Raw genomic sequence first — 14,886 nt, 5'->3', positions numbered from 1 at the left:
CCCGGGACCGCAGCCCGGGCCGGCCCACCTGCGTCATCCCCGTGCCGGTCGTGCGGCGGTCGCTGGGTGTCGACATCCTGGGTCTGTGTGACGTCCTGGTTCTGCGTAGCGCTGAACAGCCGTGACCGGCCCGAGAGCGTCACCTGGAACCAGGACGTGACGGCCGACGACGGCGGCGCAGGGGCCCGGCAACGCCAGCCGTCACCGGCCGTAGGCGGCCAAAAACACGTCGGCCGCGCGGTCGGCGAGGTACTCCAGCTCGTCCGGCGGCGACACGGCCGCTGTCCCGGCGAACATCATCCGGTTCATCGGCTTGTACATGACGAGGCCGGCGAGGTGGTAGGCGGCCAGCGTCGGGTCGTCGAGCTCGCGCAGCAGGCCGCGATCGGCCATGCGCTGCAGCGCCTCGCCCAGCACCACCAGCGATGGGTGGAAGGCCTGCTCCCACCACCTGCCGGAGACCTCGGGGAAGCGGTCGGCCTCGGCGATGACCAGCCGGCGCAGCTGGAGCACGTCGGGCCGGCTCAGGCTCGCCAGCAGCTGGTGACAGACGTCGCGCAGGGCCGGCCGCGGGTCGGTGGCGTCGTCGAGCGTCGCGTACACCCGGGCGAGCCGGTCGCCCAGCACCGAGGTCCGGCCGACGATGATCTCGGCGAACAGGTGCTCCTTGTCGGCGAACTGCTTGTAGACGGTCTGCTTGGAGACCGCGGCCTTCGCCGCCACCTGGTCCATGCTGGCGCCCACGTAACCGTGCTGCAGGAACACCTCGGTGGCCGCCTCGAGGATGGCGCGCCGCTTCCGCGCCGTCCGGCCTTCGTCCACGTCCTCTAGGACCACGGCTCCTCCTCGCCTCTGCGGAGATGGTACTAGACAGTTCCGTACTCGTGTGAGTACTGTACCGTCTAGTTCCAACCCACCGCAGCAGTTCGGATCGAGGAGCAACCACCATGAGCACGGTCACCTCCAAGGACGGCACCACCATCGCCTTCGACGCCTACGGCAGCGGCCGGCCGCTGATCATGATCGACGGCGCCACCGCCTACCGCGCGACCAACCCGTTGAACGCCGAGACCGGCCGGCTGCTGGCCGACGAGTTCCGCACGTACGCCTACGACCGCCGCGGCCGGGGCGAGAGCACCGACACCGCGCCGTACGCCGTCGAGCGCGAGATCGAGGACATCGCCGCGCTGGTCGACGACGCCGGCGGCGGGCCCGCGGTCATCTTCGGCTGGTCGTCCGGCGGCGTGCTGGCCCTCGACGTGGCCGCGTCCGGGCTGCTGCCGGTCAGCCACGTGGCGGTGTTCGAGCCGCCGTTCGTCGTCGACGACATCCGCCCGCCGCTGCCGCCGGACTACGTCGAGCGGCTCGACGCCGCCAACGCCGCCGGTCGCCCGGACGAGGCGGTCGCGATCTTCATGACCGAGGCCGTCGGCGGTTCCCCGGAGGACGTCGAAGGGCTCAAGCAGAGCGACTACTGGCCGGTGATGCTGGGCATCGCGCCGACCATCGCCTACGACGGCCGCATCATGGGCACCACGATGTCCGGCAACCCGCTGCCCGCCGACCGGTGGGCGTCGATCGACGTCCCCGTCCTCGTCATGCACGGCATCGACACCTGGCCCACGCTGATCCCGGGTCCGCGCGCGCTGGCCGAGCTGCTGCCGACGGCGACGCTGAAGCCGGTGCCGGGCGAGAACCACGCCACCACGCCCGACGTGCTCGCCGCGGCGCTGCGCGAGTTCGTGCAGGAGGCCTGATCATGGGCCGCATCGTCGTCACGGAGTTCATCAGCCTCGACGGTGTCGTTCAGGCGCCCGGCGGCGAGGACTTCAGGTACAAGGATTGGACCTTCGAGTTCGACCGCGGTGACGAAGGCGAGCAGTTCAAGACCGACGAGGCGCTCGGCGCCGAGGCACTGCTCCTCGGCCGGGTGACCTACGAGGGCTTCGCCGCCGCCTGGCCGGACTACGAGGGCGAGCTGGCCGACAAGTACAACGGCATGCGCAAGTACGTCGTGTCCAGCACGCTGACCGACCCCACGTGGAACAACACGCAGGTCATCAGCGGCGATGTCGCCACCGAGGTCGCCCGGCTCAAGGACGCGGTCGACGGCGAGCTGCAGGTGGCCGGCAGCATCCAGCTCGCGCAAGCGCTGCTCGAGCACGACCTCGTCGACGAGCTGCACCTGATGACGTTCCCGGTCCTGCTCGGCACCGGCCGCCGGCTGTTCGTCGACACCCCGGACCGGACGCGATGGCGGCTCACCGAGTCGCGGACCGTCGGCGAGGGCGTCCTGATCACCCTGTTCGAGCGCGACCGCGCCTAGGCTGACGGTATGAGCGACGACCCGGTCGGCGTGGTGACCCGCTGGGAGGACGCGGGCGGCGAGTGGCGCGTCGTCGCCCGCACGGCGACGAGCGTCACCGTCGCCCTGTGCCGCTGCGACGGCGGCGAGGAGGTCGAGCGGTTCACGTCGGCCGACCCGGCGCTACTGTCCTTCGTCGCCGGGCGCGCCTGACGACACGGCGGCGGTCATCGCGCGGCGCAGCGCGGTGTCGTCGAGAGTGCCGACCAGCGTGCCCGCCAGCGGCCCCGTCACCGCGTCCGGCAGGGCGTCGACCCCACGGCCATGCCACGCCGGGAGTCCGTGCCGCAGGCAGGCCAGCGCGACGACCTGGTCGCGCAGCCCGTTGATCATGGACAGCGCCCATCCCGCATCTTGGCAAGGCTGATCGTCGCCGCTGCGTCCGATATGTCCGATGTTGCGCGATGGTGGGACTTGCCAAGGCGTTCGGAGCGTCAGCCGAAGACCCAGCCGCCGTCGACGGTGAGGACCTGGCCGGTGACGAACGCGCTGTCGTCGCCGGCGAGGTAGACGAAGGCGCCGGCGAGGTCGTCGGCGGTGCCGCGGCGCTTCAGCGACTGCACGGCGGTGACCTGCTCGAAGACCGCGGCCGCGTCGGGCTTCAGGGCCTCCTCGTGCTCGGTGCGGATAGCCCCGGGCATGACGGCGTTGACGCGGACGCCGTCGGGGCCGGCCTCGCGGGCCAGCGCCCGGGTCAGCCCGATGATGCCGGCCTTGCTGGCGGTGTAGTGCAGCGCGCCGGCCTGCCCGGTGCGGGCCATGACGCTGCTGACGGTGATGATCGAGCCGCGGCCGCCGGCGACGAGGTCGGGGTACGCGGCGCGGGCGAGCAGCCAGCTGCCGCGCAGGTTGACGGCGAGGACGCGATCCCACTCGGCGACGCCGATCTCCCGCCACGGCGACTGCGCGGACAGCGCGGCGTTCGCGACGACGACGTCGAGCGGGCCGAGGTGCGCGCGGGCGCCGTCGACCAGCGCCTCGACGGCGTCCGGGTCGGCGAGGTCGGCCGCCAGCGCGACCGCCTTGGTGCCGGACGCCCGCAGCTCGCCCGCGAGCTCCTCCGCCAGGACCGCCATGTCGGGACGCGGCTCGTACCCGAGCGCGACGGAAGCACCCTCGGCGGCGAACGCCCGCACCACCGCCGCGCCGATGCCGCGGGAGGCGCCCGTCACCAGCGCCACCCGTCCCGCCAGCCGGCCCTCGTCCACCCGTCACCCGTTTCAGCAGACGCAACAGTCGGTTCGAATTCTCGGACCGTTGCGGGGACGGTGTCAACCGGGACGAGCGCGTCGCCCCGCTAGCGGGCGAGGCCGGCGACGGCCTCGACGGCGGCGTCGACCTGCTCGGGCGTCGTCACGATGCTGGCGCCGAACCGGACGTAGGGCTCGCTGTACGGCGTCACCGAGGCGACGATCCGCTGGTCGAGCAGCTGCTGGACGACCTCGGCGGGATCGCGGCCGGCGACGTCGACGCACACCAGCCCGGCCGACAGGGCGGGATCGCGCGGCGTGACCAGCCGGACGCCCGGGAGCTCGGCGAGGCCGTCCTTGAGCCGGGTCGCCAGCTCCTGGGTGCGGGCCGCCACGCGGTCGGGGCCGATGGCCTGGTGGAACGCGAACGCCTCGGTGACGGCCCAGCGGTGCTCGAACGCCTGGTAGCCGCCGGGTGTGTTGCCGACGCCGAACGGGCTGGGCTCGTCGCCGCCGGTGAGCCAGTTGACGAAGCTGGGCGCGGTGAACGACGGGATGGTCGGTGCGACGGCGGCGCCGGCGGCCGGCGCCGCCCAGACGATGCCGGTGCCGCGCGGCCCGAACAGCCACTTGTGCGTGCCCGACACGAAGACATCGCAGCCCAGGTCGCCCGGGCGGGCGGCGTCGGCGCCGAGTCCGTGGATGGCGTCGAGCACGAGGATCGCGCGGTCGGCCTCGGCCCGGCCCGCGTTGGCATCGGCGACGGCGTCGGCGATCGCGCGGACCGGCAGCTTCACCCCCGTGCTGGAGTGCACCCAGGTCAGCGCGACGACCTTCGTCTGCGGGCGGATCGCCGCGGCGACCCGGCCGGCCAGCTCGTCGGCGCCGGCCGCGGCGGGGTCGTCGTAGAGCGCGATGCGCTCGACCTCGGCACCGGCGCGGGCAGCGGCCAGACGGAGCGCCTCGTGGGTGGCGTAGAAGTCGTGGGTGGTGGTGAGCACGTGGTCGCCCGGGCACAGCGGGAGACCGTGGTAGACCAGCCCGAGCCCCATCGTCGTGCTGTCCGTCAGCGCCACCTCGGCCGGCCGCACGCCGAGGTACCCGGCCGCGGCCGTCCGCACCTCCTCGTCGTGCGCCAGCTCGCCGGCGACCGTCGCGGCCGGGTCGGCGTCGAACGCGTCGCGCCACCGCTCGATGGCGGCCCGCACCGGCGCCGGGTGGCTGGCCAGCACGAAGGCGGCGAAGTGGGCGAGCTCGGGATCGAGGGCGAACTGGCCGCGCACGACCTCCCAGTCGGACAGATCGAGGTCCTCGAGTCGCGGCGGCGTCGTCGAAGCGGCCGGCTCGCCGGCATCGTCGCCGGACTCGTCGCCGGGCTCGTCACTGGACGAGCAGCCCACCAGCAGTGCCGGCGCTCCGGCGGCCAGCAGGGCGCCGCCGGTCAGCACCGATCGTCGCCGCAGCCGCGCGTCCGCCATGGCGCGACGCTACTCCGCACCCCGGACGAACGCATCGGTGGCGGCGCGGCCGCCGTGGGGAAGCCGGGGCGGTCGACGGCGGGTTTCGTCGCCACGGTAGGACTACGGGTGCCTGTCGACGCCGACGTGAAGGGATGACGCGATGCGCGTGGCGCTGCACTCCGTGCTCCGGCCGGGGACCGAGCTGGACTACGACCGGGAGCACGAACGGATCCCGGACGACCTCGTGGCGTCGTTCGCCCGGGTCGGGATCCACGAGTGGACCATCTGGCGGGTCGTCGACCGGCTGTTCCACCTGGTCGAGTGCGACGACTTCGACGCGGCCATGCGGGCGCTGGCGTCGGACCCGGCGAACGAACGGTGGCAGGCGCACATCGGCCGGTTCGTCGACCGGTTCGCCGGCGGGACCGACGGACAGCCCGCACCGCTCCCGGAGGTGTGGGACCTCGGCCGGCAGCGACACCTGCGGTAGCTGTCCGAGATGTAGGTGTGGGTCTGCCGCGGGAACGATGTGAACGTGCTGTGGTGGTGACGACAGTGATCCCACATCGTTTCCGCAGCGATCTCACACTGGTGGCCGACCCGATCACCCGGGCGGGACGGCCGGGGCCGCCGTAGCGGGCGTCGCGTTTCTCCACAGTCGGTCACGGCCGGCGAGGGCGTCGCCATCCGGGCCGACCGCGTCGACGACTGACAGCTGGGCTTCTCGTCGACCGGGGGTCGTTCGCAGCCGGGAAAGCCGGGCGTCGTCAATGCACGCGACCGACTTCGATAGCCAGAACCGTCGTCTGCGCCCCGAGACGCCGGCAGAAGACGACTCCCGCTATCGAAGACGACACCTCCGGTCAACCGGACGCGAACGGCCCACGCTCCGTTCACCTCGCGTTCGGAGCAAAAATCACCACAATTCGCAATGGTGACACCTCGCACCGGAGCGGCAGGCTGCCTGGACCGGACCCGAAGGCGAGGAGTCTCCGTTGACCGCACGCAGAATCACGGCCGGCCTGGTCGGCGCCCTGACGGTGGTGGCATTGCTGCCCGCCGTGGCCGCCGCGCCGTCCGCCGCACAGCCCGCCGCTCCCCCGCCGGAACCCGACGCACCGGGCCTGCTCGTCGCCACCGAGGGCGAGGGCACCGGCCTGTGGGTCGTCGAGCTCGACGAGCCGTCGCTGGCGACGTACACGGGCGGCACCGCGGGCCTGCGGCCGACCAGCCCGCAGGTCACCGGGGCGGACCAGCTCGACGTCGAGGCACCGGCCAGCCGCGCGTACCTCGCGCATCTGGACGACCGCCAGAGCACCCTGCGCGACGACATCGAGGACGAACTCGGCCGCGAGGTCGAGGTCGCCTTCGAGTACCGCAACGTGGTCAACGGCCTGGCCGTGCGGGTGGACGACGAGGAGGCGGAGCGGCTGACCGAGCTCCCGGGCGTCGCCGCCGTCTACCGCGACGTCGAGCGCGAGCCGCTCACCGACGTCAGCCACGACCTCATCTCCACCGCCAGCATCTGGGCCGGTGAGACGGGCACCGACGCCGGCACCCGCGGCGAGGGCGTGCTGGTCGGCGTCATCGACAGCGGCATCAACCCCGGGCACCCGTCGTTCGCGGCCACCGGCGGCGACGGCTACACGCCGGTCAACCCGTTCGGCGCCGGGACCTACGTCGGCGTCTGCGCCCCGGACCACCCCGAGCACGAGGACATCTGCAACGACAAGCTGGTCGGCGCGTGGAACTTCCACCCCGCCGCGCCCGACGCGCAGGACGACGACGGCCACGGCAGCCACACCGCGAGCACGGCCGCCGGCAACGTCCACGAGGCGACCGCCACCATCGGCAACGGCACGTTCACCCGGACCGTTCAGGGCGTGGCGCCGCACGCCAACGTCATCTCCTACCTCGTCTGCTCGCCGTCGTGCCCCACCACCAGCAGCGTCGCCGCCGTCGAGCAGGCCATCGACGACGGCGTCGACGTGCTCAACTACTCCATCAGCGGCGCCGACGACCCCTGGAACGACGTCGTCGACCTCGCGTTCCTGGAGGCGTTCAACGCCGGCATCTTCGTCGCGGCGTCGGCCGGCAACGACGGCCCCGGCGAGAGCACCGTCGCGCACACCGGACCCTGGAACGCCGCCGTCGCCGCGACCACCCACTACCGGGCGTTCGCGAACACCCTCGACGTCACCGGGCCGGCGCCGGTCCCGGACGGGCTCACCGGCCTGCCCGCGGTCCCCGGCAGCGGCCCGGCACCGGAGGCCGACATCGAGGCTGAGCTGCGCGACGCGGCGGTCGTGGCGCCGGGCAACGCGCGCGGCTGCCAGCCGTTCGAGGCCGGGACGTTCGACGGCGCACTGGCGCTGGTCGACCGCGGCGACTGCGAGTTCTCCGTCAAGGTCACGAACGCCGCCGACGCCGGCGCCGTCGCCGTGCTGGTCGCGAACAACGTCGGCGGCCCGCCCACCGCGATGGGCGCGCTGGAGGACACCACGATCCCGGCGCTGATGATCGAGCAGCGGTCGAGCGCGGCGATCCGCGCGCTGAGCGGCACCGTCACGGCACGGCTCAACGCCGCCACCGAGCTGATCACGAACCACGACTGGGAGGACCTGGTCGCCGGGTTCAGCTCCCGCGGGCCGAGCCACCTGGACCTGCTCGCCCCGACGTTCGCCGCGCCGGGCGTCGACATCCTGGCCGCCGGCTCCGCGCGTGACGGCGACCCGGACCAGTACATCGTCAACAGCGGGACGTCGATGGCCTCGCCGCACGTCGCTGGCGCCGGAGCGCTGCTGACCGCGCTGCACCCGGACTGGTCGCCGGCGGAGATCCGCTCCGCGCTGGCCGCGACGGCCGACACCGGCATCCTCGAGGAGAACGGCACGACCCCGGCTGACCCGCTCGACGTCGGCTCCGGGCGCATCGACCTCGACGCCGCCGGACGGGCCGGGCTGGTGATGGACGAGTCGTACACCGACTTCCTGGCCGCCGACCCCGCCGCGGGCGGCGACCCGGCCACGCTCAACCTGCCGGCCTTCGTCGACGGCACCTGCACCGGGACCTGCTCCTGGACCCGGACGGTGCGCAACGTCGCCGACGTCGAGGCCGCCTACACCGCGACCACGACGGCTCCGGACGGCCTCGCCGTCACCGTCGAACCGGCGACGTTCGCCCTCGCGCCGGGCGCGACGCAGGACGTCACGGTCACCGTGACGGCCGACCTCGCCGCCGTCCCGCTGGGGCAGCCCTCGTTCGCCGAGGTCCGGTTCGCCACCGACGCCACGCATGCGAACGGACGGGCCGTCGCGCCGGCGCACTACCCCGTCGTCGTCACGCCGCGCGAGGAGGTCCCGCCGTCGCTGGCGGTCACCCCGGGCAGCCTCACCGCGACGCAACGGCCGGACGAGACCGCCACTCACACGCTCACGCTCGACAACGGCGGCAACACCGACCTGCGCTGGGAGGTGTACGCCGACGACGAGCTGCGGCAGCCGCGCGGCGCGACCACGCCGGTGACGACGCAGCCGCTCCCGGCCGGCCTGAGCGGCGGGGAGCTGACCGGATCGGGCGGCACCGGCGAGACGGTCGTCCCCACGCGCGAGGCCGGCGGCATCGCGCAGACGCTGACGCACTCGGCGTCGCAGGCGATCGTGGCCGGCAACGGCATCGCCTGCTCCGCCGACGACGGCGTCACCACCAGCGCGAACTCCTACCTGCGGACGTTCACCCTGGCCGACTTCGGGATCGACCGCGAGTTCGGCGTCACCGAGGTGGAGTTCGGCGTCGAGAGCCTCACCGTCGCGCAGGACCTGACGGTCACGCTCTCCACGCTGAAGGACCCGGCCGCGCCGCTGACCCGGGCCAACCTCGAGCCCGTCGGCAGCGCTACGCAGACGCTGCAGCCGCAGCGGCAGACGCTCGCCACGGTGCCCGTCACCGGGACGATCCCGGCCGGCGCGACCCTGGTGGTGGAGCTGTCGGCGCCCGACCTCACCGGCGTCGGCGGGTTCTGGCCCGGCACCAACAGCGCCGGGCAGAGCGCCCCGACCTACCTGACCGCGCCCGGCTGCGGCGTCACCGAGCCCGCCGGCCTCGGCGCGCTCGGCTACCCGTGGGTGCACCTGGTGATGAACGTCGTCGGCACCACCGAGGCGCCGGCCTGCACGGCGCCCGGCGAGCTGCCCTGGCTCGGCATCGCCCCGCTCGCGGGCACCGTGGCGCCGGACGCGACCGGGCGACTGGAGCTGACCGTCGACTCGGCTGGCCTGCGGCCGGGCACCCTCACCGGGCTGCTCTGCCTGCGCACGAACGACCCCGACGACGAGCTGACCACCGTGCCGCTGGCGGTCACCGTCATCGGCGACAGCGGCCTGACCGGCGACGCCGTCCAGACCCGGCTGACCGCCGACGGCCTGGCCGACGACCAGCTGGGCAACGCCGTCGCGATCGACGGCGACACCGCGGTGGTGGGCGCCTCGCAGGCCGACGTCGACGAGGTCGGCGCGTCGGGTGCGGCATACGTCTACACGCGCTCCGGCGACGGCTGGGAGCGGCAGGCGACCCTGCTGCCCGACGGCGAGCGCGACTGGGGCATGGTGTTCGGCCGGTCGGTGGCGATCGACGGCGACACCATCGTCGTCGGCGCTCCGGGCGCCTCGCTCGACGGCTCCCGTCCCGGCGCGGCGTACGTGTTCGTCCGCGACGGCGACACCTGGACCCAGCAGGCCAAGCTCAGCACGAACGACGTGCGCTGGGGTGCGGAGCTGGGCTACTCGGTGGCCGTCGACGGCGACACCGTCGCGGCCGGCGCGCCGGGCGAGCACCTCGGCGACGAGAACGCCGCGGGCGTCGTCCAGCTCTTCACCCGCGACGGCGACACGTGGACCACCGGGGCGCGGCTGGCCGGCTCCGGGGTGTCGTCGTTCGGCAACTTCGGCACGTCGGTGAGCCTGGACGGGACGACGCTGCTGGTCGGCGCGCCGAACAGCACCGCGCGCGGGGTCTTCCGGCAGGGCGCGGCGTACGTGTTCACCGACGACGGCGACGGCTGGGCCGAGCGGGCGACGCTGCTGCCGTCCGACCCCGCGCCCGAGCTGGCGTTCGGCATGTCCGTCGCGCTCGACCGCGGCACCGCGGTGGTCGGCGCCAGCGGCCCCGGCCTGGACTACGTGCCCAGCGACGGCTCCGTCTACGTCTACGAGGGCCGCGGCGACGCGTGGACGGAGCGGGCGAAGCTCACGTCCACCGGCACGCACGTGAACGACCGGTTCGGCTGGTCCGTCGGCATCGACGGCGGCACCATCGTGGCCGGCGCGCCGTACCGCGGCCGCACCGCCGGCGTCGACCTGCGCAAGGGCGCCGCGGTCGTGTTCGTCCGCGACGGCGACGGCTGGACGCAGCAGCGGGTGCTGCTCGGCGAGGACACCGCGCAGGGCGACCACCTCGGCACCGCGGTGGCCGTGTCGGGCGGCGACGTGCTCGCCGGTGCGCCGAACGCGCACGTCGGCGACGTGGCCGACCAGGGCGCGGCCTACGTGTTCGTGCCCGGCGCGGACGCACCGGCGCCGCCGTCGATCACCGTCGCACCCGGGGAGCTGGCGGCGGAGATCGCGGCGGGCGGCACCGCCACCCGGGAGCTGACCATCGGCAACGCCGGCGAGCGCGACCTGCACTGGGAGGTCGACGCCGCCAGCACGGTCTCCGGTCCGCTGCGGCCGGCCGGGACGACCACGGTCGTGGAGTCCGGACCGGCGCCGGCCGGCGGCGCCGGCGAGTGGACGACGTCGCTCGGCGACGCCGGGACGTCGTCCGCGACCGGGACGGCCGACGCCGCGCCGCCGGCCGCCGGCACCGTCCGGCTCACCCACTCGGCCTCGATGGAGGTGGTCGAGAGCGGCGTGCCGGTGTGCTCGAGCAACCAGACCGGCACCACCCGCGCGAACCGGTTCCTGCGCACCTTCACGCTGGCCGACTTCGGCATCGAGGGCGCGTTCGACGTGTCCGAGGTGACCTTCGGCCTGCAGCTGGTGACGCCGCAGGCGGACCTGACGGTCAACCTCTACACGCTCGACGGGCCGTTCGAGTACGTCAACCTCACCCGGCTGGCGTCTGAGACGGTCACCGTCGAGGACGCCGCGGAGACGCTGGTCAGCGTGCCGGTATCGGCGCGGGTCCCGGCCGGCGCGACGCTGGTGCTCGAGGTCGCGGCGCCGGACCTGCTCAACGTCGGCGCCGTCGTGCCCGGTGCGAACAGCGCGGGGCAGACCGGGCCGTCCTACATCTCCGCCGACGACTGCGGCGCGCCGAACCCGGTCACCATGGAGAGCCTCGGGTTCCCCGACGCGCACCTGGTGATGGCCGTCGACGGGACACCGCGCGAGCCGATCCGGTGCGAGCTGCCGGACTGGCTGGCCGCCGACCGGGCGTCGGGCACCGTCGCACCCGGTGAGGAGCAGGCGGCCACGGTCACGCTGGACGCGGCCGGTCTGGCGCCGGGCGAGTACGCCACGCACCTGTGCGTCGCGAGCGACGACCCCGCCGCGCCGGTCACGCCGGTGCCGGTGCGTCTCACCGTCGGCGAGCCGGGCGAGCCGGAGCTGTCCGTGGACACGTACCTCCAGCGCGGCATCTGGTACGGCCGGCTGACGTGGACCGGCATCGACGCCGAACGGGTCGACGTCGAGCGGGACGGGCTGGTCGTCGCGACGGTCGCGAACTCCGGCACGCACGTCGACCAGATCGGGCGGCCGCGCATCGGCGACTCGTTCACCTACCGCGTCTGCGCGGCCGGGACGGACACCTGCTCCACACCGGTGACGGTGTTCCCGCGCGGCGAGATCCGGGGGCCGGACCGGCGCTGAGGAGCATCCTGACCGGCCGGGAGCCGCGTCCTTCTCCGGGACGCGGCTCCCGGCCGTTCTGCCGCCCAGTGGCGTTGGGCCGTCCCCCTGCTGCCCATTTTCTCAGCCGCGCAACCGCGCCTCAAGCGGACCTATTTGTGCGCTTCGCGCCGGCGCGGATCCGCTTGACCCGCGGTTGCGCGGCCAAGAACGGGCAGCTATCAGGGGGACGGGGGCAGAGCGGGCACGACTCGAGGTAGGCGTGCCCGTTTCGCCCTACTTTGTAGGGCGGCGACGCCCGATGATCATCCAGGATCGCCTACATCACGAGGATTGCCTGAGCATCACCATGACTGTAGGGGTGTTGACGCTCAGGTAATCCTCGTGATGGCCCCCGAATCACGGCGAAATCTCACCAGGTGGACGCTCCACGACACCAAACTCACACCGAAACGGGCCCAGAGGCCTGGCACCGTCGCCACACTCCCCCGTCCCCCCTGATAGCTGCCCGTTCTCAGCCGCGGGAGCGCGGGTCAAGCGGTCATCGCCGGCGCGAAGCGCCTCCACAGTCCGCTTGAGGCGCGCGCACGCGGCCAAGACAATCGGGCAGCAGGGGGACGGCCCCCGCGGCCAACGCGACGCCAACGTCACACCACGCCCGACGTCACAGCAGCGGAGCGGAAACACCGCTGCGCTATGCTCCCGGCATTCCTGACCCGAGGGCCCTGGACGGCATGGCTGAGACGAGCGACGCCCCGCACCGGCTGGTCGCGCCCGCCATCGTCGGCCGCGACGGCGAGCTGCGCCGGGCCGTCGACGCCGTCACCGCGTCTCCCGCGCTGGTGGTCATCTCCGGCGAGGCCGGCATCGGGAAGACCCGGCTGGTCGGCGAGCTGGCCGCCGCGGCGTCGCGGGCCGGACGGCGCCCGCTGGCCGGCCGCTGCCATGCGTTGCGCGAACCGTTCCCGCTCGGCCCGGTCATCGAGGCGGTGCGCGGGCTCGGAGAGCACCTCGGCGAGCTGGCGCTGTCGCCCGTCGCCGGTGCGCTGCGGCCGTTCCTCCCCGAGCTGGCGCATGTGCTGCCGCCGGCCCCGGAGCCGCTCGGCGACCGCGCCGCCGAGCGGCACCGGGCGTTCCGCGGCTTCGTCGACGTGTTCGCCGCGGCCGGGCCGGCCGTCCTCATCCTCGAGGACCTGCACTGGGCCGAGGAGCAGACCGGCGACTTCGTCGGCTACCTGCTCGCCGAATCGCTGCCGGAGCTCTCCGTCGTCGTGACCTTCCGGCCGGAGTCGGTCGACCCGCGCGTCCGGGCGCTGGCCGCCGGCGTGCCCGCGGGGACCGGCGTGGCCGACGTGACGCTGGCGCCGCTCGGCCCGGCCGACGTCGGCGCACTGGCCGCCTCCATCATCGGCGTCGACGCCGTGTCCGCCGAGTTCGCCTCCTACCTGTGCGAGCGAACGTCCGGGCTGCCGTTCGCCGTCGAGGAGCTGGTGGCGCTGCTGCAGGAGCGCGGCACGCTGGTGCAGCGGCGCGGCGGCGGGTGGGCGCGGCGGGCGCTGGACGAGCTGGACGTGCCGACCCGCATCCGCGACTCGGTGCTCGAGCGGGTGGCCCGGCTCGGCGACGCCGCCCGGCAGGTGGCCGAGGCCGCCGCCGTCCTGCAGGTGCCGGTGCCGCTCTCGCTGCTGGTCGCGACCGCACCGCTGGAGCGGGCCGAGGCGCTGCGGGCGGTGGGCGAGGCGCTGGAGTCCGGGCTGCTGGCCGAGCACGGCGACGACGTCGGCTTCCGGCACCCGCTGGCGGCGCAGGCCGTATACGAGGACCTCTCCGGCCCGCGGCGGCTGCTGCTGCACGACCGCGCGGCGACGGCGCTCGCGGCCGCCGTGCCCACGCCTGCCGGGCAGCTGGCCCACCACCTGCGCCACGCCGACCGGCTGGACGAGTGGGTCGCCGCCGCCGAACGGGCCGCCGAGCAGGCCTTCGGGCTGAGCAATGACACCGAGGCGGTCCGGATCCTCGAGGACGTCCTGCGGCACGCACCGGTCTCGACGACGACGCCCGAGCGGCGTGGCCGGCTGGCCGTCCTGCTCGGCGAGGCCGCCGTCGAGGCCGGCCGGGCGCAGGACGCCGCCCAGCTGCTCGGCGCGGTGCTGGAGGAGGACCTTCCGGCGCCCGCCCGGGGCGAGCTGCGGTTCCGTCTCGGCGGGCTGCTGCACGACGCCGGCACCGAACTGCTGCGGGCCCACCAGCTGTTCGCCGACGCCGTCGCCGACCTGGACCACCGGCCGGACCTCAAGGCGTGGGCCATGGTCGTCCTCGGCATCCCGATGGCCGGCGACGGCGACCTCGCCGAGCACCGCGCCTGGCTCCGGCGTGCGCTGACGGTGGTGCCGGAGATCCCCGACCACGCGTTCCAGGTGTTCCTGCTCGGAAAAATCGCCATGGTGCAGCTGCCGACCGGCGACCCCGCGTGGCGGGACACCGCGGGGCGCGTCGAGCGGCAGACCGGCGGGAAGCCGCACCACCGCCGCGAGATCAACGCGTACTGGTCGATCGGCACCCAGGCGACCTACGCCGGCCACCACGAGCTGGCCGACCGGCTGCTGACGGCCGGGTTGGCGGCGGCGGCCGGCGGCGACGGCGCGCGCATCGAGACGCGGATGGAACGCAGCCTGCGTTCCGGCCTGGTGCTGCTGCGCTACTGCGAGGGCTCGTGGGACGGGCTGGCCGAGGACGCCGCCGTCCTCATGGACGAGCTGGCCGGCAACCCCCGCGCCCGCATCGACGGCGAGGCGGCCGCGGCGTGCCTGGCGCTGGTGCGCGGCGATCTCGACGGCGCCGCCGCCGCGTTGACCGCTGCGGCCGACCTCGCCGACGAGCTGAGCGGGTTCGACCTGCTGCCGATCCCGGCCGCGGCGCTGTTCCGGCTGGCCGTCGCGCGCGGCGAGGCCGACGCCGTCCTCGACCGTGCCCGCCGCCTCCTGGCCGCCGCCGAGCCGAAGGGTGTGCTCGCGCCGGCGGTG

General features: G+C 74.2%; 10 protein-coding genes. 6 read left to right on the top strand and 4 right to left on the bottom strand.

What is annotated here, in order from left to right:
• Positions 1-201 precede the first annotated feature (201 nt).
• Positions 202-837, bottom strand: a complete 636-nt coding sequence (locus tag DY240_RS12070; RefSeq protein ID WP_199701361.1) for a TetR/AcrR family transcriptional regulator — start codon at positions 835-837, stop codon at positions 202-204.
• A 110-nt stretch (positions 838-947) separates the two neighbouring features.
• Here DY240_RS12070 and DY240_RS12065 point away from each other — a divergent pair, with 110 nt between their 5' ends.
• Genes DY240_RS12065 through DY240_RS12055 form a run of 3 tightly spaced genes read left to right on the top strand, consistent with a single transcriptional unit; the run spans position 948 to position 2,518 of the window.
• Complete coding sequence (locus DY240_RS12065) at positions 948-1,757, top strand: alpha/beta fold hydrolase (protein WP_119660137.1); 810 nt, start codon at positions 948-950, stop codon at positions 1,755-1,757.
• 2 nt (positions 1,758-1,759) lie between these two features.
• On the top strand, positions 1,760-2,326 hold the full coding sequence (locus DY240_RS12060) for a dihydrofolate reductase family protein (protein ID WP_119660136.1): 567 nt from the start codon (positions 1,760-1,762) through the stop codon (positions 2,324-2,326).
• Between the two features lie 9 nt (positions 2,327-2,335).
• Positions 2,336-2,518 (top strand): hypothetical protein, encoded by a 183-nt coding sequence (locus DY240_RS12055; protein WP_119660135.1) that lies wholly within the window; start codon positions 2,336-2,338, stop codon positions 2,516-2,518.
• On the opposite strand, the gene DY240_RS12050 is transcribed toward DY240_RS12055, so the two are convergent.
• From DY240_RS12050 to DY240_RS12040, 3 genes are all read right to left on the bottom strand, one after another.
• The gene (locus DY240_RS12050) at positions 2,489-2,698 is read right to left on the bottom strand and encodes a hypothetical protein (RefSeq protein WP_119660134.1); all 210 of its coding nucleotides are present in this window, start codon (positions 2,696-2,698) and stop codon (positions 2,489-2,491) included. The genes DY240_RS12055 and DY240_RS12050 overlap by 30 nt on opposite strands.
• Before the next feature lie 101 nt (positions 2,699-2,799).
• Entirely contained in the window at positions 2,800-3,573 is a 774-nt protein-coding gene (locus tag DY240_RS12045) for an SDR family NAD(P)-dependent oxidoreductase (protein ID WP_119660133.1), read from the bottom strand.
• Positions 3,574-3,662: 89 nt separating this feature from the next.
• On the bottom strand, positions 3,663-5,033 hold the full coding sequence (locus DY240_RS12040; protein WP_119660132.1) for an aminotransferase class V-fold PLP-dependent enzyme: 1,371 nt from the start codon (positions 5,031-5,033) through the stop codon (positions 3,663-3,665).
• 142 nt (positions 5,034-5,175) lie between these two features.
• Between DY240_RS12040 and DY240_RS12035 the strand changes: the two genes are divergently transcribed.
• From DY240_RS12035 to DY240_RS12025, 3 genes are all read left to right on the top strand, one after another.
• Positions 5,176-5,505 (top strand): L-rhamnose mutarotase, encoded by a 330-nt coding sequence (locus tag DY240_RS12035; protein WP_119660131.1) that lies wholly within the window; start codon positions 5,176-5,178, stop codon positions 5,503-5,505.
• A 505-nt stretch (positions 5,506-6,010) separates the two neighbouring features.
• Entirely contained in the window at positions 6,011-11,884 is a 5,874-nt protein-coding gene (locus DY240_RS12030; RefSeq protein ID WP_119660130.1) for a S8 family serine peptidase, read from the top strand.
• A gap of 713 nt (positions 11,885-12,597) precedes the next feature.
• Positions 12,598-14,886 (top strand): ATP-binding protein (locus DY240_RS12025; protein ID WP_119660129.1); only part of this gene is annotated, 2,289 nt, incomplete at its 3' end.

It is taken from the genome of Jiangella rhizosphaerae (assembly GCF_003579925.1).
GTDB lineage: Bacteria > Actinomycetota > Actinomycetes > Jiangellales > Jiangellaceae > Jiangella > Jiangella rhizosphaerae.
Note: the sequence above shows the minus strand (reverse complement) of the source record. Positions and strands in the feature narration are given on the sequence as shown.

Excerpts from the sequence above, each read along its gene's own strand:
- DY240_RS12065 (WP_119660137.1), top strand. The coding sequence starts at position 948 with ATGAGCACGGTCACCTCCAAGGACGGCACCACCATCGCCTTCGACGCC.
- DY240_RS12060 (WP_119660136.1), top strand. The coding sequence starts at position 1,760 with ATGGGCCGCATCGTCGTCACGGAGTTCATCAGCCTCGACGGTGTCGTT.
- DY240_RS12055 (WP_119660135.1), top strand. The coding sequence starts at position 2,336 with ATGAGCGACGACCCGGTCGGCGTGGTGACCCGCTGGGAGGACGCGGGC.
- DY240_RS12050 (WP_119660134.1), bottom strand. The coding sequence starts at position 2,698 with ATGATCAACGGGCTGCGCGACCAGGTCGTCGCGCTGGCCTGCCTGCGG.
- DY240_RS12040 (WP_119660132.1), bottom strand. The coding sequence starts at position 5,033 with ATGGCGGACGCGCGGCTGCGGCGACGATCGGTGCTGACCGGCGGCGCC.
- DY240_RS12035 (WP_119660131.1), top strand. The coding sequence starts at position 5,176 with ATGCGCGTGGCGCTGCACTCCGTGCTCCGGCCGGGGACCGAGCTGGAC.